Here is a 20,683-nt window from a genome sequence, read left to right as displayed (position 1 = left end):
CCCCGAGCCACGCACGATTTGATCTTGTTAACGCTAACATCGACGGCCTGCCCGGAGGAGGAGTCGTGACCCTGGCCAACGGCTACGTCCGCATCCGGATCCTGGCCCTCTCCGCCGTGGCCGCCGCCGCTCTCGTGGTGGTCGCCGACGGGCCGGCGCAGGCCGCCACGCTGCCGACCGGCGCCGTCTCGCTGGAGGCCGTCAACCAGACCGGACGGTACGTGCGGCACGTCGACTACCTCGGGCAACTCGATCCGGTGACCTCCGGCAGCGCCAACCAGGTCAAGCTCGATGCCACCTTCACAGTGGTCAACGGTCTGGCCTCACCCGCCTGCTACTCGTTCCAGACCAAGAACGGCATGTTCCTGCGGCACCGCGACTACCGGCTGCGGATCGACCCCAACGCTGGTGACGCGGGGTTCCGAGCCGACGCCACCTTCTGCGCGGCGGACGGCTCGGTCGCCGGATCGGTGGCACTGGCCTCGTACAACTATCCGAACCGGCGGATCCGGCACCGCGACTTCACGCTCTGGCTCGACGCCTACCAGGACACGGCCGCGTTCCGGGCGGACAGCTCCTTCCGCCTCGTCGCGCCGTGGGCGCCCAAGACCACCAGGGGCCCGGTGCTCCCGGGCCTCTTCGCCGACCCGCACCTCGCCGTCTTCAACGGCCGCTACTACCTCTACCCGACCACCGACGGCTACGCGAGCTGGACCGGCACCTACTACAAGGCGTTCTCCTCCACCGACCTGGTCAACTGGACCGACCACGGGGTGATCCTCGACCACGGCCCGGACGTGTCCTGGGCGGACAACTCGGCCTGGGCGCCGGCGGTGGCCAGCGCCAACGGCCGCTACTACCTGTACTTCAGCGGTGGCGCGGCCAGCGGCAACACCGCCAAGCACCTCGGGGTCGCCGTGGCCGACAGCCCCACCGGGCCGTTCCGGGACGCGCTGGGCCGGCCGCTTGTCCGCAGCGACCAGTTCTCCGGTGGGCAGGCGATCGACCCGATGGTGTTCACCGACGACGACGGGCAGTCCTACCTGTACTGGGGGCAGGGCGTCGCCCGGGCCGTGCGGCTGAACAGCGACATGACCTCCTTCGATGCCGCACAGGTGCGGGTCAGCACGCCGTCGGGCTACAACGAGGCGCCGTTCGTGTTCAAGCGCAACGGCCAGTACTACTTCATGTGGTCGGAGAACGACACGCGCAGTGAGGACTACCGGGTCGCGTACGCCACCGGCCCGTCGCCTCTCGGGCCGTGGACCCGGCGCGGCGTCGTGTTGCAGAAGCGACTCGACGTCGGCATCCGGGGCACCGGCCACCACTCGGTGGTCCGGGCGCCCGGCAGCGACACCTGGTACATCGCCTACCACCGGTTCGCCGTGCCGGCCGGCAACGGCACCAACCGGGAGACCGCCATCGACCGGATGGAGTTCAACGCCGACGGCACCATCCGTCCCGTCGTACCGACGCTCTAGCTGACCCGGATGCCCCTCCGCGAAGGAGAAAGACACATGTCGAGAGTCCTCGCGCGGCTCGGCGCGGTCGCGGTGGCCGCGTGCCTGCTGTTCACCACCTGGTCGGCGGCGACACCGAAGCAGGCGTCCGCGCTCGACCCGACAGTCGGCTACCTGATGGCGCACTTCACCGGCGAGTCGTCCACCGCCCAACAGATCTACCTCGCCCACAGCACCGACGGCCTGCGCTGGACGGACCTCAACAACGGTGGGCTGGTCCTGCGTTCCACGGTCGGCACCCGCGGCGTCCGCGACCCCGCCCTGGTCCGCTCTCCGGCCGGCGACCGGTACTGGATCATCGCGACCGACCTGTGCATCGGCTGCGGCCAGGACTGGTCGGCCGCGATCAACAACGGCAGCCGCAACCTCGTCGTCTGGGAGTCCACCGACCTGGTCAACTGGTCCGCGCCCTGGTTGCTGAACGTCGCCGGCGCGATTCCGGACGGACGCAACGCCTGGGCGCCGGAGGCGATCTGGAACCCGGAGACCGGCGACTACGTCCTCTACTGGGCGACGAACGTCCCGTTCAACGGGGCGACCAAGCACCGCATCTACTCCGCGCGCACCACGAACTTCCGCAGCATCACCACGCCGCAGGTCTACATCAACCGACCCGGCAGCCAGGAGATCATCGACACCCAGATCGTCGAGGTGCCCACCGGCGTCGGCGCCTACCGGTACGTCCGGGCCTCCCGAGACGGCCAGATCGCCATCGAGGGCAGCAACTCCATCCTCGGCACCTGGACGAGCCTCGGGAACCTGTCCGGCATCGGGCTGACCGGCGCCCAGGTCGAGGGCCCGATGTGGATGAAGTACAACAACCGCAACGAGTGGGTCCTCTACCTCGATCAGTACTCCAGCGGCCGCGGCTACCTGCCGGTGCTGACCACCAACCCGTCCAGTGCGAGCAGTTACCGGCTGCCGGCGTCCGGCTCGTACGCCATGGGTGGCACCAGGAAGCGGCACGGAACGATCCTCAACCTGACCGCCGCCGAACAGGACCGGGTGCTCGCCCGCTGGCCCGTCACCGCCGTCAACCGGATCCAGTCGTACAACTTCCAGGACCGGTACGTACGGCACTACGACTACGACGTCCGCATCGACCCGAACGTCAGCCCCGCCCAGGACGGTCAGTGGCGGATCGTGCCCGGCCTGGCCGGCTCCGGCACGGTCTCCATCCAGTCGGTCAACTACCCGGGCTACTACCTGCGCCACTACGGGTTCGACTTCCGACTGGAAGCCAACGACGGCACCGCCACCTTCGCCGCCGACGCCACCTTCCGGCGGGTCGCGGGTCTGGCCGACTCGTCCTGGACGTCGTTCCAGTCCTACAGCCACCCGGACCGGTACATCCGGCACTACGCCTACCTGCTCCGGCTCGACCAGATCCCCGACGCGCAGAGCCGTGCCGACGCGACCTTCCGCGTGACCAGCTAACCCCCCCAAGATGTCGAGCCCGCAGAGGCACGATCTAGTGATTGGACAACGCATGGAACGGATCAGCCGGTCGTTGCGCCGGACGTTGATCGCCCTGGTGGCCGCCGTGACGGCGATGGTCGGCGGCGTGGTCGTCGTCGCGTCGTCGCCCGCCGTCGCCGCCACCAGCCAGTTCCGAGGCATGAACTGGGCCATGTTGGGTGACAACTTCAAGACCAGCCCGCTCGTCGTGCAGGGCCTGAGCATGTCCGACAGCAACGCGACGGTGCGGGCCAAGGCCAACGCCATCTACGACGACATGGCGTCCACCATGGGCATCAACACCGTCCGGCTGCCCATCAACACCCACACGGTGGGTACTGCCTGGTGGGAGGCCTACCGAGGCGCCATCGACGCCGCCACCGCCCGCGGCTTCAAGGTCATCCTCGCGTACTGGGAGGACGCCGCCGCCTCCGGCGGCAGGATCACGAATCTCGCCGCGTGGAACACGATGTGGTCCACGGTGACCAACACGTACGGCTCGAACACGAACGTCTACTTCGAGCCGATGAACGAGCCGCACGGTTACAGCTCGACCGAGTGGCGCAACGTCGCCGCGAACTGGCTCAGCTACCACACCTCGGCGGTGCCCGGCCGGGTGCTGATCGGTGGCACCGGCTTCAGCCAGGACCTGCGCGACATCTGCAACGACAGCCGCTTCAACTCGACGCTGCTGTCCTTCCACTACTACACCTTCTTCTACGGCGCGATGACCTACGACGGCTTCCGCAGCCACATCCGGGAACGCCTCGGCAACTGCGCCTCCCGCGCCGTCGCCACCGAGTTCGGTGGCCCCATGAACGACGGTCGCAACTACGCCGACGCGGGCAGCACCGACAACTTCGTGCGCTACATCCGGGCCATGGCCCAGGTCATGCGCGACAACCAGATGGGCGGCACCTACTGGCCCGCCCTCGGCGGCAAGACCGGCACCATCGGCTACGACTGGTACTCGATGTTCGCTCTCACCGGCAGCGGCACCGACCTCAACCTGACCGTCCGCAACGCCTCCGGTGCGGACCGGATCCGGTACGCGTGGGGCGACACCATCGGCGGCGGCGACCCGACGACGCCTCCGCCGTCGACGGGAACGTTCTACCGGCTCGACGTGCGGCACAGCGGCAAGGCCATGAACGTCCAGTCACCGAACGCCGACAACGGCGCGCGCGTCGCCCAGTACACCTACGGCGGCAACGCCTGGCAGCAGTGGCAGTTCCAGGACGCCGGCAGCGGCTACTGGCGCATCGTCAGCCGCAACAGCGGCAAGTGCCTCGACGTGGTGAGCGCGTCGACCGCCGACGGTGCCGAACTCGTCCAGTACACCTGCGGCAGCGGCACCAACCAGCAGTTCCAGATGGTCACCAACGGCAACTACTTCCAGCTCCGGGCCCGACACAGCAACAAGTGCGTGGACGTACCCGCCGCGTCGACCGCGGACGGCGTGGTCCTCAAGCAGTACACCTGCAACACCGGCACCAACCAGCAGTGGTCGCGTACGGCCGTCTGAGGTAGCAACACATCGACGGTACGGCCCGTACGCCTCGACACCGAGGCGTACGGGCCGCCTTCACTGTGTGATCCGGAAGCTGGCCAAGGTCGGCTTTGACGGCAATCACGAGTACGGTTTCGGTGCCCGACATGCATGGGTATCGACGGACCGTCGGAGGGAGCGAGGGTGGCGCAGCGGAGAGCACTTGTGGTTCGGGGCGGGTGGGAGGGGCACCAGCCGGTCGAGGCGACCGAGTTGTTCATCCCCTTCCTCGACCGGAGCGGCTATGCCGTACGGGTCGAGGAGTCGACGGAGATCTACGCCGATGCCGCCGAGATGGCCGCCACCGACCTCGTCGTGCAGTGTATGACGATGGCGCAGATCACCTCGGCCGAGGCGGCGGGCCTGAGCGCGGCGGTCAGCGCCGGTACGGGTTTCACCGGGTGGCACGGCGGCATTGTGGACTCGTTCCGCGCGTCCTCGGAATACCTGCACCTGGTGGGCGGCCAGTTCGCGACCCATCCGGGCAAGGAGCCGTGCGAGCGTCACGGTGGCCCGGAGGACAACTTCCTGCCGCACACGGTGCGCGTCACCGACCTCGGCCGGGAGCACCCGATCACCGCCGGTGTCGAGGACTTCGACCTGGTCACCGAACAGTACTGGGTGCTGCACGACGACCTGATCGACGTCCTGGCCGTCACCACCCACCCCACGCAGGCGTGGCACCCGTGGCACCGGCCGGTCACCTCACCGGCGATCTGGACCCGGCGCTGGGGTGCCGGACGCGTCGTCGTGACGACCCCGGGGCACAGCGTGGACGTGTTGGAGCACGCGAGCGTGCGTACCGTCATCGAGAGGGGGATGGTGTGGGCGACCCGCACCGCGTCGGCGTCGTAGGTCTCGGGGTCATCTCCCGCGCCTACCTGGACACCCTCGCCAACCATCCCGCGGTGCGGATCGCCGCACTCGCCGACCTCGACGCGTCCCGGTCGGCGGCGGTCGCCGCCACGATGCCCGGTGCCGAGGCGATGAGCGTCGAACGCCTGCTCGCCAGCCCGGACGTGCAGACGGTGCTCAACCTCACGATCCCCGCGGCGCACGCCGACATCTCGCTGGGCGCGGTCGACGCCGGCAAGAACGTCTACGTCGAGAAGCCGCTCGCCGTGACGTTCCCGGACGGCCGCACGGTCATCGACCGGGCCGCGACGACCGGCGTACGCGTCGGGTGTGCGCCGGACACCGTCCTGGGCACGGGCACGCAGACGGCGCGGGCGGCGATCGACGGCGGGCTCATCGGACGCCCGATGTCCGCGTCGGCGGTCATGGTCACCGCGGGGCACGAGCGCTGGCATCCCCACCCCGACTTCTACTACGCCCCGGGCGGCGGCCCGTTGCTGGACATGGGGCCGTACTACGTCTCGGCGCTCATCCACCTGCTCGGACCGGTCCGCGCGGTGGTCGGCGCCGCCAGCCGTCTGCGCCCCGAGCGCGTCATCGGCTCGGGTCCGCGTACCGGCCAGCGGATCCCGGTGGAGGTGGACACCCACGTGACGGGCGTGCTCGAACACGCGAACGGCGCCCTGTCCACGATCACCACGAGCTTCGACGGGGTCGCGACGACCGCCGCGCCGATCGAGGTACGAGGGGAGACCGGCACACTCGCCGTGCCCGACCCGAACTACTTCGACGGAGAGGTCCGCGTCCTCGCGCTCGGCGACACCGACTGGCGCGCTCTCCCACCGCAGGCCGGCTACGCCGAGGCGTCCCGGGGCATCGGCCTGATCGACATGGTCACCGCCGACGGGCACCGTCCGGCGCGGGCGGGCGGCGACGTCGCGCTGCACGTGTTGGAGACGATGACCGCCCTGCTCCGGTCGGCGGCCGAGGGCCAGCGGATCGAGCTGACGACCGTGGTGCGGCGGCCCGTACCCGTTCCGCTCACGCCGGCCGAGGAGTGGCGTGCTCACTACTCAGGACACCTGAGTACCCGCCATCAGGTGGCCGGCTCGACCGACAAATAGTGTTGCCGCGTGGTGACATTCCTGCGTCGGTGGACCCTGCGGGCCGCAAGCTTCGCCCTGACCTGGCTCTACACCCTCTACCGGATCCATCCGGCGGTGTGGCGGCTCACGGCCCGTCAGTACCGACCCTCCCTGGGGCGCTTCGCCCGGCTGCACGCCTGGATGACCTGCCAGTTCGCCGCGATCGACGTGCCCGCGTACGGCGATTTCCTGCGCGGTCACAATTGGCGGTTCCGCTGGTTCGATCTGTCGTCGTACCCGCCCACCGACAAGCGGTCGTACGTGCAGGCGTACCCGGAGGCGCAGCGTTGTCGGCACGGGGAGATCGAGATCGCCGGCAGCGTCGTCGACGAGTCGTCGGGCTCGTCCGGCCAGCCGTTCAACTGGATCCGCAGCCGCCGCGAGCTGCGCTCGGTGCACAAGAACCTGGCCGGTTACGCGACGATGGTGTTCCCGTCGAAGCGGCGGTTCGTCATCAACGCGTACTCGATGGGCGCCTGGGCAACCGGCACCAACACCGGCATCGCCATGTCGAAGATCGCGATGGTCAAGAACACGGGGCCCGACCTGCGGAAGATCGTCGACACCCTGCTGTACTTCGGCCCCGGTTTCGACTACATCGTCACCGCCTACCCGCCGTTCCTCAAGCACCTGCGCGACAAACTCGACGCCGAGGACTTCCCCTGGGCCGACTACCGCATCAGCGGACTCGTCGGCGGTGAGGGGATGACCGAGGCGCTGCGCGACTACCTGCAGGAGCGCTTCGTCAAGGTGCGCTCCGGCTACGGGGCCAGCGACCTCACCATCGGTATGGCGGGGGAGAGCGACTTCAGCGTCTGGGTCCGCCGACGACTGCGTACCGACGCCGCGTTGCGGACCGCCCTGCTCGGCGCCGCCGAGCACCGGCTGCCGATGGTCTTCCAGTACAACCCGCTGGAGACGTACCTGGAGACCACTCCGGACCACGAGGTGCTCTGCACGATCAACTCGACGGCGGTGCTCAATCCCCGGGTGCGCTACAACATCGGCGACGAGGGCCGGCTGATCTCGTACCCGGATGTCCTGGCCGCGATCGCCGACCCCGCGGCGCGGGCCGCCGCGGACCGTGCCTGGCAGGTCGACCGGATGCGTCTCCCACTGCTGTTCCTGTACGGCCGCAAGGACAGCACGATCTCGTACATGGGCGCCAACATCTACCCGCAGGACGTCGAGTACGGCCTCTATGCCGACAATCCCCGGGCGCACCTGCTGCAGAGCTTCTGCCTGGCGGTGACCGAGCAGGCCGACCTGGAGAGCCGGCCGGTCGTCAACCTGCAACTCCGCGAGGGCCTGACGCTCGACCCGGTGGAGCGGGCAACCCTCACCGAGACCTGCCGCGCGGGAGTGTTGCGCCACCTCGCCGAGGTCAGCCGGGACTTCGCCGAGTCCCTCGCCGAGGACCCGTCCGCTGCGGACCTGCGCGTGGAGGCCCACGAGTACGGCACCGGCCCGTTCGCCGGCGCGGCATCGACGATCAAGAACGTCTACCTGGTGAAGGGCGTGCCGGCATGAGGACCACGGACTTCTCCGCCGCTCCCGCCGTGGGCCAGGCGACAGCAATGTTCGTCGGCGCCACCCGTTACCGGGGGCCGCGCTCGATCCTCACGCTCATCCGGATCTGGTTCCGGATGGTCCGGCAGATGAAACGAATGGACGGATACCGGTGGCACACCGTCTATTACCAGTTCCCGTTCACACTCGGCACCATCGCCTTCTTCAGCGACCGTGACGCGCTCCTGACGTTCGCCCGCAGCCGCCATCACCGTGACCTCATGTGCTGGGTGACCGATCACGGCACGAAGAACGCGACTGGCGGCTACATCCGCCTCTACAACGCCGAGCCCGAGGGCTACAGCAACGGCATCTGGCGCGCCGAGGGAGACGGCATGGCACACATACCGACCTTCACCCCGCTCTCGCGGGAGACGTCCGGCCCGCCGGTGCACCGCACATGAGACTGGATCCCGTGCGGTCACGGGCCGACCTGCGGGCCTTCGTCGACTTTCCGCTCCGGCTCCACCCGACCGACAGGTACGTGCCCCTGGTGTCATCGGTCATCGCGGCCCACCGCGGCGACGCCGAGCTGTTCGTGGTCCGCGACCGACGCGGCGAGGTCGTCGGACGCACCAGCATGCACCGCAGTGCGCCCTTCGACGCCAAGGTCGGCCCGCGCCAGTTGTTCGGGCACACCGAGTTCGTCGACGACGACGACGTCTTCGCCGCCATCATGGACGCGGTCGAGCACCGGGCCGACGGGCGACACCTGTTCGGGCCGGTGGCCCTGCTGCCCAACCAGACCGGTGGGGTGATCACCTCCGGCTTCGCCGACCGTGGCTTCGTGGACTCGGCGTGGAACCCCGCCTACTACCCGGACATGTACGAGCGGCACGGCTTCCACCGTCGCTTCGAGGCCGACACCTGGCTCGTCGACGTCGACGGCACGGCCACGGGTGCGTCGCCGGCCGTCGACGCCGACTGTGGATTCGCCTTCGACGATGCCCGGATCGGCAGCGAACAGCTCGTCATCCGGCACGGCTCCCGGCGGCACCTGCGCAGCCAACTGCCGATCCTGCGCCGGATGCTCAACGCGAGCTTCGCGCAGCTGGGCTACTACACCGACATCTCCGCCGAGCAACTGGCGGAGCAGACCGACGGCCTGGCGTTCCTGCTCGACGAGGGGCTGCTCCTCTGGCTGGAGAAGGCCGGCCGACCCGTCGCGTTCGTCGTCACCGTGCCGGACATCTCCGAATACCTCATGAAGGTCGGCGGTCGACTCGGTGTCCTCAACCAGCTCCGGCTTCTCGCCACCCGCCGCCGGTACCGGCGGGACGCGGTCCTCATCATCAAGGGCACAGTTCCCGACGAGCAGGGCAACGGTTACCTGACGCTGCTGTCCCGGGAGTTGCACCGCAACCTCGCCCGCAGCGGCTACCGGACGCTGCGCAGCACCTTCGTCGAGCGGACGAACGTCGCCTCCGCCGCCCAGTACCGGCGCGCGGGTGGGCGGCCACTGCACGGGTACACCTTCTACGAACGAGGAGCCCGGTGAGCTGGGTCGAGCGGTTGCGGGCCACCGAGGCGATCTGCCGCCGGGCGCCGAGCGCACACAACACGCAGCCGTGGCGACCGGAGTACCACGCCGACGAGATCACCATCGACGTCGATCCCGCCCGCAGCCTGCCGGACTCCGACCCGACCGGGCGCGACCTGGCCCTCGGCATCGGCGCGTTCGTCGAGACCTGCCTCATCGTCTCCGCCGACCTCGGCCTCACCGTCACCGTGGCGCCCGGTCCACGACTGGTCCCCGCGGCACATCGGTACGCGACTCCGTTCACGATCGCCGACATCGAGGCCCGCCGGGTCGCTCGCGGTCCGTACGCGCCCGGGTCCGTCGACGACGCCGTCCTCGCCGAACTCGAGCCGGGTCTCGCACACGTCCCGAGCAGGGAGCTCGTCTCGGACCTGGTCGTCGCCGACCGGTGGATGTTCGGCACACCCGCCGTCGCGGTCGAGCTGCGGGACTGGCTGCGCCTGAGCCCACGTCACCCTCGCTACCACCTCGATGGACTCACCGACCGGGCGCTCAGCCTGTCCCGGACCGAAGCGCGGGTCCTGTCCGCCGCGCTGCGCGCGTACCCGGTCACCCGCCGGCTGGGTCTGCCGGCGCTGCTGGCCGCCAGCGGACGCGGCCTGTTGCGCTACGACGGCAGCGTCCTGGTCCTCCTCGCCGCCGCCGACGAGGACCGGACCAGCGCGGGGCGACGTCTGCTGCGTACGTGGCTGGCTCTCGCCCGGCACGGCCTGGCGGTCCATCCGCTCAGCCAGCTCATCGACTGCCCCGCGACCGCCGCTCGGCTCGCCGAGCGGGTCGCCGGCCTTCCGCTCGCGGTGTTTCGGGTCGGTCGACCCCGTGTCGCCCCGGTCCGGTCGGCCCGACGCGGCGAGTAGCCGTCGACCCGGCCGGAAAAGCCCGCCGCCGGACCGTGGTCCGCGACGGGCGAGCTGCCCTGATTCTTCACCGTGACGTCACCTCTGGAACCCCCGGGTGACGTGTCGGTGTCCGCCCACTCCAGTTGGCTGTCAGCCGTCGCACATACCCTGACCAGGAGCTGATTCGAGTGCCTTCCTCCCGTCGTACCTTCCTCGCGGGCGGCGCCGCCGCCGGCGTGGGCCTTGCCGTCGCCGGTGGGCTGCCGTCCCTCGCTCAGGCCAGCCCGAGCCGGCCGCACCCGGTCAAGGGCGGTCCCGTGCCCTTCCCGCCGCTCGTGGACGACCCCAAGGGGATCCTGGCCCTGCCGGCGGGCTTCAGCTACACGGTGGTGACCCGGACCGGCGTCACTCGACTCGATCGTGGCCAGGGCGTGACGCCGTCGGACCACGACGGCATGGCCGTCTACGACGCCGGCCAGGGCCGTTACACCCTGATCCAGAACCACGAGATCGACCCGGGCGCCGAGTTCGGCGTACCGCACGTCAAGGGCACGGTGTACGACGCGGGCGCCGTCGACGCCGGCGGCTGCACCGTGATCAGGACCGACCGCGCGGGCCGCAACCTGGGTGAGTTCGTCGCCCTCTCCGGCACCATCTCCAACTGTGCCGGCGGACCGACCCCCTGGGGCACCTGGCTCACCTGCGAGGAGACCGAGGACCGGGCCGGCGACGAGTGGGAGGAGGGCGGCCGGTCCGGCGTCTACCAGAAGGACCACGGGTACGTCTTCGAGGTCTGGTCGGACGGCAGCGCGGACCCGAAGCCGATCAAGTGCCTGGGCCGCTACTCCCACGAGGCCCTGGCGGTCGACAGGGACCGCACCCACATCTACCTCTCCGAGGACGCCGACGAGCCCAACGGCCTGTTCTACCGCTGGTCGGCGCCCCGTGGCGTCAAGCTCGGCCCGGGCGTGCTCACCCGCCTCGCGCCGAACGCGGGCGTCCTCGCCGCCATGCAGATCATCATGGACGACGGCTCGGTGCTGCCGGACGTCGCCTACCTGACCTCCGCCCAGTTGGGCCGCCCCTTCCCCGTACGGTGGATCGAGGTGCCGGACCGCGACGCGCGGCACACGTCCGTGCGCGAGCAGTTCGCCGACGGTCAGGTCACCCGGGGGCGCAAGTTCGAGGGCGTGTGGAGCACCGACGAGGGTGTGTACGTGGTCAACTCCTACGCCTGGGACGAGGGTGACCTGCCGGCCGACGCCGCGCCGCACGACGGCATGGTCTGGTTCTACGACTTCAGGGCCCAGACCATCCAGCTGGTGACGTACTTCCCGCACCAGACGGCCTCGGAGGAGGGCACGCCGGTCAAGTACAACGACCTCACCTTCGACGGCCCGGACAACGTGTCCGTCACCCCGTGGGGCAGTCTGGTCCTCGCCGAGGACGGCACCGGGGCCTCGCACGTGCTCAGCACGACGCCGGGTGGGCCGACGTACGCGATCGCCCGCAACCAGCTCAACGATTCCGAGTTCTGCGGGCCGACCTTCACCGCCGACGGCCGGGTCCTCTTCGTCAACATGCAGGACCCGGGTCTCACCCTGGCCATCACCGGCCCGTGGGAGAAGTACCTGGGCTGACCGGGTCGGACCGACAGGCGGGGGCGGGCAGCCCCGCCGGTGCGGCTCCGGGTCGGCCCTCTGTGGTCGACCCGGAGCCGCGCGGTGGACCGTCAGCCGACCGCGACCAGCCGCCAGTTGTTCCTGGTGCTGCCGTTGTCGGTGTACTGGACGGCCTGGGTGCCCCAGGTGCTGGATCCGTTGAGGATGGCGAGCACCTTGCCGCTGTTGACGTTGCGGATCCGGTAGGAGCCGTCGCTGTTGGCCACGAGCGTCCAGCGGTGGTCGGCGGTGCCGTTGTCGCTCCACTGCATGACGCGGGCGTTGTCGGCGGTGGACATGTTCTCGACGCCGAGGACCTTGCCGCTGTTGACGTTGCGGAACCGGAACGCGCTGCCGTCGGTGACCCGTACCCAGTTGTGGTCGGCGGTGCCGGTGTCGCCCCACACCACGGCCAGGCCACCGTCGGCCGTGGACATGTTCTGTACGCCGAGAACCACACCGGTGTCGACGTTCACCAGCTTGTAGGTGTCTCCCACCGGGGTCGTGCCGCCGCTCACGGTGGTCACGAACGTCATCACGCTGCGGGCGGGAAGCGTGACGGTGAGCGAGCCGTTCGACATGGTGAGCGCGCTCTGCGGCGCGACGGTCCTGCTCCCGTCGGTCAGCCAGTTCGAGACACTGCCGGACGCGGTGGTGTTGGCCAGGGTGAACTGCTGGCTCACCGCCGAGGTGTTCTTGTTGACGGCGACGATCACGACGGTGTTGCCGCCCCGGTACGCCGAGACGTAGACGTTCGACGCCGGGTTCGCCGTCGCGTCGATCCGCTGGTATCCGGGGCGGACGAACCTGGAGAAGTGCGCCATCATGGCCCCGCGCTTGCTGATCTGGCCGTCCTCGCGCATCGGGCCGTAGCTGCGCCGGAGATACCACCAGACGTACGCCTGGAACTCGGCGTCGACCATGGCGCGGTGGATGTGCTCGCCCACGTCGAGCGCCTCGGGCCACGCGTCACCGGAGTTGGTGTTGCTGTTGGGGTAGTAGACCTCGGTCATCCAGAGCTCTTTGCCCGCGCCCTTCTGCTTGAACAGGGGGTAGGCGAAGTTCGAGTACGAGGTGCCGTAGAGGTGTGCGCCGATGATGTCCACGTTGGCCAGCGCCGTGGCGTCGTTGAGGATCGGGTCCGACACCGACTTCACGTACTGGAAGGACTCCGGCGCGATGACCCTGGTGCTGATCGAGCCGGCGTTCTCCCGCAGGAACCGGACCATCTCGGTGGTGGTCCACCACGTCCACTCGGCCGCGTAGTCGGGCTCGTTCTGCACCGATATGCCGTACAGGTTCACCCCGTTGTTGCGCATGTGCGTGGTGAAGTTGTTCAGGTGTGTGGCGTAGGCGGCGTACGAGCTGTACCGCAGGCGCCGGGCGTTGGTCTGGCCGCCACGGGTGAAGGTCTCGATCATGCTGGCCGGGGGGTTCCACGGCGAGGCGAAGACCGTCGCTCCGAGCGCGACCGCGCGTTGCGCCGTCGCCAGATCGGCGCTCCAGTCCGCCTGGTTCTCGTTGACGGGGATCCTCAGCAGGGAGAACCCCAACTGACCCTGGCCGGTGCCGAAGGCCGTGTCCCGCTGGGCGGCCGTCAGGTCGCCGATCCAGGCGGCGTGGGCCATGGCGCCGAAGCCTCGGATCGTCTGCCGGGTCGCGGACGGATTGATGCTCGCCGCCGCGGCCGAGGCCGGCGAGGCCCCCGCGACCGCGGCGACAGTCGCGATCGGTACGGCCCCCATCGTCGTCAGGACGGTTCTCCGGCTCAGCAATTTCCGCTCGCCGCTCACCGGCTCGTTCTGCTCGTGCGTCATGTCTCGTCCTCCTGGCTGGTGGTGGTACGCGCCGTCGCGGTCCCATCGGCCCGGTCGGGCACCGGTCTGTCGCGTCGCCACCGGGGGTGACGGGAACCCGGTGGCGATGACGTGTCGATTACGATCGAGTGACGTGACTGTTAACGTTAACAATCACGGAAGTCTAAGTTCTGTCTTCGCCAGGGGTCAAGAACGTGCAGCTCAGTGAGCGGACGGCCACCCTGCGTGTCGCATCGAACAGGGGCGCCGGCGGGGTTGGCGGGCGACCGCGTCGGCGCAGCAGCCCTGACTATTGTCATTGCGCACCCGTGCGCCTCGCATCGAACGTGGTGACTACGTGCACTGGGGCCGACCACGTCCCGTCGATGAGACTCGATGCAACGCCGGCACACCAGCCGGCCGAGTCGAAGGGGCGGCGGGACAGTGGACGAACGTTACGACAGCTACTGCGCCGCGGATCCGCTGTTCTACGACTCGCTCGGCAGCGCCGTCGCGCAGCCCGTCTTCCCGGCCGCCGAGCGGCCGCTGCCGACCGGCTGGCGTCGCGAGCCGCTCGACGACTGGCTGATCTACGCACCCGACGGCGGCTCGCTGCCGCAGCAGGGCTGGAAGATCCACATCTCGGCGGGCCTGGCGAACGCCGAGCGGGTGCTGGACACCGTCTGGGACTACTGCGTTCCCCGCGGCCTGTCCTTCAAGTTCCTGCGCGGGCCCCGCACCCTGCTGCTGCGCAACTCCAAGTACGCCGCCCGGGCCGCCAGTGGCAAGTTCATCACGGTCTACCCCAGCGACGACGCCGAGCTGGAGCTGACCTGCAAGGAACTCGACGAACTACTCACCGGCGAGACCGGCCCGTACATCCTCAGCGACCTCCGCTACGGCAACGGCCCGGTCCACGTGCGCTACGGCGGCTTCGCCGCCCGCTACTGCCACTCGCCGGACGGTCAGGTGGTGCCGGCGATCGAGGACGAGTCCGGCACGCTGGTGCCGGACCGCCGGGAGCCGGTCTTCCACGTACCGTCCTGGATCACCCTGCCCGACTTCCTCGGCCCGCACCTGGCCGCCCGCAGCGGCACCAGCACCGACCAGGTGCCGTACCGGATCGAGCGGGTGATCCACTTCTCCAACGGCGGTGGGCTGTACGTGGGCCGGGACCTGCGTACCGACACCGAGGTGGTGCTGAAGGAGGCACGGCCGCACGCCGGCCTGGACGCCGACGGCACGGACGCCGTCGCCCGGCTGGCCCGCGAGGCGGAAGCCCTGCGGCACCTCGCCGACCTGCCGCAGGTGCCACGGGTGCACGACGAGTTCGTCCTGGGCGAGCACCGGTTCCTCGCGCTCGAGTTCATCGAGGGTCGAGCGCTGAACAAGGTGCTCGTCGACAGGTACCCCCTCATCGACGCGGACGCGACCGACGACGACCGGGCGGCGTACGCCCACTGGGCCCGGCAGACCTACGAGCAGGTCGAGTCCCTCGTCGAGGCCATCCACGAACGCGGCCTGGTCTACGGGGACCTGCACCTGTTCAACATCATGATCCGGCCGGACGACCGGGTCGCCCTCGTCGACTTCGAGGTGGCCGCCCCGATCGCCGGGCACCGCCGACCCGGACTGCGCAACCAGGGCTTCGCGGCCCCGCGGGACCGGACCGGGCCGGCTGTCGACAGGTACGCCCTGGCGTGCCTGCGGTTGGCGCTGTTCCTGCCGCTCACCCAGTTGGTTCGGCTCGCACCGGCGAAGGTGGCGCACCTGGCCGACATCATCGCCGCGAACTTCCCGGTGCCGAGGTCCTTCCTCGACCCCGCGGTCGAGGAGATCACCGGCAGCCCCCGGGCCGCCACGGACCCGGGCGGCGCCCTGCGCGCCGACGACTGGCCCGCCACGCGGGACCGACTGGTCACCGCGATCCGGGCCAGCGCCACCCCCGAACGCGACGACCGACTCTTCCCCGGTGACATCGAACAGTTCCGCAGCGGCGGCCTCAACCTCGCCCACGGGGCGGCGGGAGTGCTGTACGCGCTCGACCGGAGCGGCGCCGGGCGGTGGCCCGAGCACGAGGACTGGCTGGTGCGGCGAGCGACAGCGCCGCCGTCCGGCACCCGGTGCGGCTTCTACGACGGGCTGCACGGCGTCGCGTACGCGCTCGATCACCTCGGCCGGCGGCAGGACGCGCTCGACGTCCTCGACATCTGCCTCCGCGAACCCCTGGACGGGCTCGACCACAGCCTGGCCAGCGGACTGTCCGGGATCGCGCTCAACCTGGCCGAGCTGGCCGCGCGTACCGGGGAGGTGTCGTTGCACGACACCGCGTGGCGGGTCGCCGAGCGGGTGATCGCGCACCTGGCCGACGACCCGGGGCCGGACGTCAGCGGCGGACGTAACCCGTACGCCGGGCTGCTGCGCGGCCGGACCGGACCGGCGCTGATGCTGGTGCGGCTCTACGAGCTCAGCGGTGACGACGAGCTGCTGGAGCACGCCGCCACGGCGCTGCGCCAGGATCTGCGCAGGTGTGTGCTGCGCCCGGACGGCGCCCTGGAGGTCAACGAGGGCTGGCGGACCATGCCGTACCTGGCGCACGGCAGCGTCGGTATCGGGCTGGTCCTCGACCAGTACCTGCGGCACCGCGCCGACGAACGGTTCGCCGAGGCGAGCGCGGGAATCCGCCGCGCGGCGCGGTCACCGTTCTACGCGCAGTCCGGGCTCTTCGCCGGCCGGGCCGGCATCATCGCCTACCTCGCCGCCTCGACCGACGACGCCGACCGCCGGGAACTCGGCGCGCAACTGGATCGGCTGAGCTGGCACGCGCTGCCGTACCGGGAGGGAACCGCGTTCCCCGGCGAGCAGTTGCTACGGCTCTCCATGGACTTCGGCACCGGCACGGCCGGCGTGCTCTTCGCGCTGGCCTGCGCACAGCACGACCGGCGGCCGGTGCTGCCCTTTCTCGCGCCGCTGCCGGGCGCGCAGAGACTCCCCCGCAACAGCGGGGGCGACCTGATCGGCGAACAGAAGGAAGGGAGGTGAACGACATGGCGCTTCTGGACCTCCAGGGCCTGGAGATGGCTCCGGCCGACCGCACGGGTGGCGGTAGCCGGGCGAGCCTGCTGCTCTGCGGCGACAGCTCGCTCTCCGTCACGACCTGCAACTGATCCGCCGCACAAGCGCAGCCCTGGGTGGGCAGACGTGCCCACCCAGGGCAACCGCGTACCACCGGGAGGGCCGATGCCGACGTTCGCCTCGGGGGATCGACTGCTCCGGCGGACGGCCCGGGCCGGCGGCGGCTGGACCGGCGCGCTCGCGGCGGTCGCGCTGCTCGGCGCGGCCGCCGAACTGGTGCTACCCGCGGTCCTCGGCCGCGCCGTCGACGCCGCCCTCGGCGGGGGCTCCGGCTGGTGGGCGGTAACCGCCGGTGGCCTGGTCGTCGTCCTCATCGCCGTCGACACCCTCACGGACCTGGCCAGCGGATTCGGCGCGGCGCGCGCCACCGCCGGGCTACGCCGGCACCTGCTGCGGCACGTGTTCGCGTTGGACGTCCGCGCCACCCGCCGCCATCCGGTGGGTGATCTCGTCGGCCGGTTGGTCGGCCAGGCCGCCGACGCGGGGCAGGCCGGCAACGCCATGGTGCTGGCCGTCGTGGCGGTGCTTCCCCCGCTCGGCAGCGTCGTCGCGCTCGCCATTCTGGAACCGGTCCTCGGGATCACCCTGCTCGCCGGTCTCGTGCTGCTCGCCGTCCTCATGCGCGCCTTCGTGACCGACGCCTCGGCCGCGACCGCCGGGTACCAACGGGTCCTCGGCACCATGGCCGGCCGACTGCTGGAGTCGCTGGGCGGTGCCCGGACCATCGCCGCAGCCGCCACCACCCGCCGCGAGGAGGACCGGGTGCTCGCGGCCCTGCCGGAGCTGGGCCGGCACGGCCGGCGCGGTTGGGACCTGCTGGCTCGGGCCGGTGCGCGTACCTCCGCCGTGGCGCCGCTGCTGCACCTGAGCGTCGTCGCGGTCGGCGGGTACGCCCTGACCGCCGGCTGGCTCACCCCGGGTGAACTGGTCGCCGCCGTCCGGTACGCGGCCATGGGCGCCGGGCTCGGTGGAGTGCTCGCCACACTGAACCACCTGGTGCGCAGCCGTGCGGGGGCACACCGGGTCGCCGAACTGCTGCGACAGCCGGTCGCGCCGGCCGGCGACCGGCCCCTTCCGCCCGGCGGCGGCACCCTGCGACTGCGCGGGGTGCGCGTGTACGCCGACGACGGTCGACCCATCCTGGACGGCATCGACCTGGACGTGCCGGCCGGCGCGACGGTGGCTGTCGTCGGAGCGTCAGGCGCCGGCAAGTCGACCCTGGCCGCCGTGGCGGGACGGCTGCACGACCCCGACGACGGCGAGGTGCGGCTCGACGGGGTGCCGCTGCGCGACCTCGACCTGTCGGCGCTGCGCCGAGCCGTCGGCTACGCCTTCGACCGGCCGGTGCTCGTCGGCGCGACGGTCCACGACGCGATCGGGTTGGCGCTGCCCGCCGACTCGGCGCCGCCCCCCGACCGGAGCCCGGCCACACCGGCGGTCCGCCAGGCGGCCCACCTCGCCGCGGTCGCCGACGTGATCGACAGGCTGCCCGACGGGTACCGCACCCCGCTCGTGGACGCGCCGCTCTCCGGGGGCGAGGCCCAACGCCTCGGCCTGGCCCGGGCGTTCGCCGCCGAGCGACTGCTCATCCTGGACGACGCGACGTCCAGCCTGGACACCGCCACCGAACACCGGATCACCGAGGCGGTGACCGGGTGGGTCGGCTCGCGTACCCGACTGGTGGTCACCCACCGGCCGGCGGTGGCCGCGGCGGCCGACCTCGTCGCCTGGCTGGACGGCGGTCGGCTGCGCGGACTGGCGCCGCACCGGCGGCTCTGGGCCGACCCGGACTACCGGGCTGTCTTCCAGCCGCCCGGCGGTGGCTCGTGAGCCGACCCGGCGTACGGCGGGTGACCTGGCATGCGCTGCGGGCCCGCCGGCGCGATCTGGCCGGGCTCTGCGGCTGGTCGCTCGTCGAGGCGCTGCCCGCCCTGCTCGCCGGCCTCCTGGTCGCCCGCGCCATCGACGAGGGCTTCCTGGCCGGACGTCTCCTCGACGGCCTGGTGTGGTTGGCGGTCCTCGCCGTGGCCGTGCTTGTCGGCGCGGCGGCGACCGGTCGGACGTACCGGTGCCTCGGCGCCGTGGTCGAGCCGTTCCGCGACGAGGTGGCCGCCCAGGTGGTCCGGGGATCGTTGCGCGACGCCACCGGGGCAGGTGGTCGCCCGGACAGCGCCGCCGTCACCCGGCTGACCCACCAGATGGAGATCGTCCGCGACACCTTCGCCGGTCTGCTGATGGTGACCCGCGGCTTCCTCTTCTCCGCCGGCGCGGCCCTGCTCGGCCTCCTCGCCCTGGCGCCGGTGGTCGCGGTGCTGGCCGCCGCGCCGATGGTCGCCGGCCTGGCCGTGTTCCTCGCCGCGCTGCCGGCGATGGCCGCGCACCAGCGCGCGTACGTCCGCGCTGGCGAGCAACTCGGCCAGTCGGCCGCGACGGCGCTCGCCGGTCACCGCGACGTGCTGGCCTGTGGTGCCCAGGCACGGGTGACGGCCGACGTGGAACACCTGGTGTCGGCGCAGGCCACCGCCGAACGCACCCTCGCCCGGATGGCCGCGATCCGCAGCCTCAGCCTCGGCATCGGCGGCTGGTTGCCGCTCGTGGTGCTGCTGGCGGCCGCTCCGTGGCTGGTCGAGCGGGGGTTGACCGCCGGCGCGGTGGTGGGCGCGCTGATCTACGTCTCCACCGGGCTGCAACCCGCCCTGCACACCCTCGTGCAGGGCCTCGGCGGTGGCGGGCTGCGGTACGTGGTCACCCTGGAGAACATCCTGCGCGCCGGTCCGGTCTCCGCCGGCCCCCGTCGGTCCGGCCCCGCCACCCCGCCACCCCGCCCGTCGTCACGCCCGGTCGGCCGCTCGCCGGCCGTCGAGGTCCGGGGGCTGACCTTCGGCTACGGCCCGCGCGCCCGGCCCGTCCTGCGGAACTTCTCGCTGACGGTGGCCGACGGAGAGCACCTCGCCGTGGTGGGACCGAGCGGCGTCGGCAAGTCCACACTTGCCGCCCTGGTGGCGGGACTGGTGCCGCCGCAGACCGGCACTGTCCACCTGGCCGGCGCGCCGGTCACCGAAGCCGAGCCGGAGATGCTGGCCGGGATGCGGGTGCTGGTGCCCCAGGAGGCGTACGTCTTCACCGGCAGTCTCGCCGACAACCTCCGCTACCTGCGGCCGGACGTCGACGACCAGACGCTTGAGGTCGCCCTCGACGCCCTCGGCGCCCGCCCGCTGGCGACCCGCCTGGGCGGGCTGGGCGGGCCGGTCGCGCCGGCCGTGCTCTCCGCCGGGGAACGGCAGCTCATCGCGGCGGTCCGGGCCTGGCTGGCACCCGCCCCGCTGGTGATCCTCGACGAGGCGACCGGTCACCTGGACCCGGCGCTGGAGGCGACGGTCGAGAGTGCCTTCGCCCGGCGGCCCGGCAGCCTCGTGGTGATCGCGCACCGGATCAGTTCCGCGCTGCGGGCCGACCAGGTGCTGGTCCTCGACGGAGACGAGCCCGTGCTCGGGACGCACCGGGAGCTGATGGCCCGCTCGGCCACCTACCGGGCGCTGGTCGGCTGCTGGGACGACCACGTGCTGCCGCCCCGGACGGCACCGGCGCGGCGAGGCTGAGGCGCAGGCTCAAGCCG

At 71.1% G+C, this 20,683-nt stretch carries 15 protein-coding genes; 14 read left to right on the top strand and 1 reads right to left on the bottom strand.

What is annotated here, in order from left to right; genetic code table 11:
- The first annotated feature begins 65 nt into the window (after positions 1–65).
- From ACPXBU_RS15725 to ACPXBU_RS15680, 10 genes are all read left to right on the top strand, one after another.
- Complete coding sequence (locus ACPXBU_RS15725) at positions 66–1,481, top strand: family 43 glycosylhydrolase (RefSeq protein ID WP_425758574.1); 1,416 nt, start codon at positions 66–68, stop codon at positions 1,479–1,481.
- A gap of 36 nt (positions 1,482–1,517) precedes the next feature.
- Positions 1,518–2,957: a glycoside hydrolase family 43 protein gene (locus ACPXBU_RS15720; protein WP_425758573.1), complete on the top strand. Its 1,440-nt coding sequence runs from the start codon at positions 1,518–1,520 to the stop codon at positions 2,955–2,957.
- A 52-nt stretch (positions 2,958–3,009) separates the two neighbouring features.
- Positions 3,010–4,503: an RICIN domain-containing protein gene (locus tag ACPXBU_RS15715; RefSeq protein ID WP_393361611.1), complete on the top strand. Its 1,494-nt coding sequence runs from the start codon at positions 3,010–3,012 to the stop codon at positions 4,501–4,503.
- Positions 4,504–4,671: 168 nt separating this feature from the next.
- The gene (locus ACPXBU_RS15710; protein ID WP_425758572.1) at positions 4,672–5,382 is read left to right on the top strand and encodes a ThuA domain-containing protein; all 711 of its coding nucleotides are present in this window, start codon (positions 4,672–4,674) and stop codon (positions 5,380–5,382) included.
- Positions 5,352–6,506 carry a Gfo/Idh/MocA family protein gene (locus ACPXBU_RS15705; protein WP_425758571.1) on the top strand — a complete coding sequence of 385 codons (1,155 nt, stop codon included), beginning with the start codon at positions 5,352–5,354 and terminating at the stop codon, positions 6,504–6,506. The genes ACPXBU_RS15710 and ACPXBU_RS15705 overlap by 31 nt, the downstream gene beginning before the upstream one ends.
- Positions 6,507–6,515: 9 nt before the next feature.
- On the top strand, positions 6,516–8,057 hold the full coding sequence (locus ACPXBU_RS15700) for a phenylacetate--CoA ligase family protein (protein WP_425758570.1): 1,542 nt from the start codon (positions 6,516–6,518) through the stop codon (positions 8,055–8,057).
- The gene (locus tag ACPXBU_RS15695) at positions 8,054–8,500 is read left to right on the top strand and encodes a DUF4188 domain-containing protein (protein ID WP_425758569.1); all 447 of its coding nucleotides are present in this window, start codon (positions 8,054–8,056) and stop codon (positions 8,498–8,500) included. Before ACPXBU_RS15700 ends, ACPXBU_RS15695 begins: the two co-directional genes overlap by 4 nt.
- The gene (locus ACPXBU_RS15690; protein WP_425758568.1) at positions 8,497–9,594 is read left to right on the top strand and encodes a hypothetical protein; all 1,098 of its coding nucleotides are present in this window, start codon (positions 8,497–8,499) and stop codon (positions 9,592–9,594) included. The genes ACPXBU_RS15695 and ACPXBU_RS15690 overlap by 4 nt, the downstream gene beginning before the upstream one ends.
- Positions 9,591–10,493, top strand: a complete 903-nt coding sequence (locus ACPXBU_RS15685; RefSeq protein ID WP_425758567.1) for a hypothetical protein — start codon at positions 9,591–9,593, stop codon at positions 10,491–10,493. The genes ACPXBU_RS15690 and ACPXBU_RS15685 overlap by 4 nt, the downstream gene beginning before the upstream one ends.
- A 170-nt stretch (positions 10,494–10,663) precedes the next feature.
- Positions 10,664–12,115 carry an alkaline phosphatase PhoX gene (locus ACPXBU_RS15680; RefSeq protein WP_393361590.1) on the top strand — a complete coding sequence of 484 codons (1,452 nt, stop codon included), beginning with the start codon at positions 10,664–10,666 and terminating at the stop codon, positions 12,113–12,115.
- A gap of 92 nt (positions 12,116–12,207) precedes the next feature.
- On the opposite strand, the gene ACPXBU_RS15675 is transcribed toward ACPXBU_RS15680, so the two are convergent.
- On the bottom strand, positions 12,208–13,953 hold the full coding sequence (locus ACPXBU_RS15675; protein ID WP_425758566.1) for an RICIN domain-containing protein: 1,746 nt from the start codon (positions 13,951–13,953) through the stop codon (positions 12,208–12,210).
- A 423-nt stretch (positions 13,954–14,376) separates the two neighbouring features.
- Here ACPXBU_RS15675 and lanKC point away from each other — a divergent pair, with 423 nt between their 5' ends.
- From lanKC to ACPXBU_RS15655, 4 genes are all read left to right on the top strand, one after another.
- Positions 14,377–16,974, top strand: coding sequence for a class III lanthionine synthetase LanKC (gene lanKC, locus ACPXBU_RS15670; protein WP_425758565.1), 2,598 nt, complete (start codon positions 14,377–14,379; stop codon positions 16,972–16,974).
- A 5-nt stretch (positions 16,975–16,979) separates the two neighbouring features.
- Complete coding sequence (locus ACPXBU_RS15665) at positions 16,980–17,099, top strand: SapB/AmfS family lanthipeptide (RefSeq protein WP_013734295.1); 120 nt, start codon at positions 16,980–16,982, stop codon at positions 17,097–17,099.
- Between the two features lie 73 nt (positions 17,100–17,172).
- On the top strand, positions 17,173–18,897 hold the full coding sequence (locus ACPXBU_RS15660) for an ABC transporter ATP-binding protein (protein ID WP_425758564.1): 1,725 nt from the start codon (positions 17,173–17,175) through the stop codon (positions 18,895–18,897).
- The gene (locus tag ACPXBU_RS15655; protein ID WP_425758563.1) at positions 18,894–20,666 is read left to right on the top strand and encodes an ATP-binding cassette domain-containing protein; all 1,773 of its coding nucleotides are present in this window, start codon (positions 18,894–18,896) and stop codon (positions 20,664–20,666) included. Before ACPXBU_RS15660 ends, ACPXBU_RS15655 begins: the two co-directional genes overlap by 4 nt.
- Positions 20,667–20,683 lie beyond the last annotated feature (17 nt).

It is taken from the genome of Micromonospora sp. DT231, from assembly GCF_049847025.1.
GTDB lineage: Bacteria > Actinomycetota > Actinomycetes > Mycobacteriales > Micromonosporaceae > Micromonospora.
Note: the sequence above shows the minus strand (reverse complement) of the source record. Positions and strands in the feature narration are given on the sequence as shown.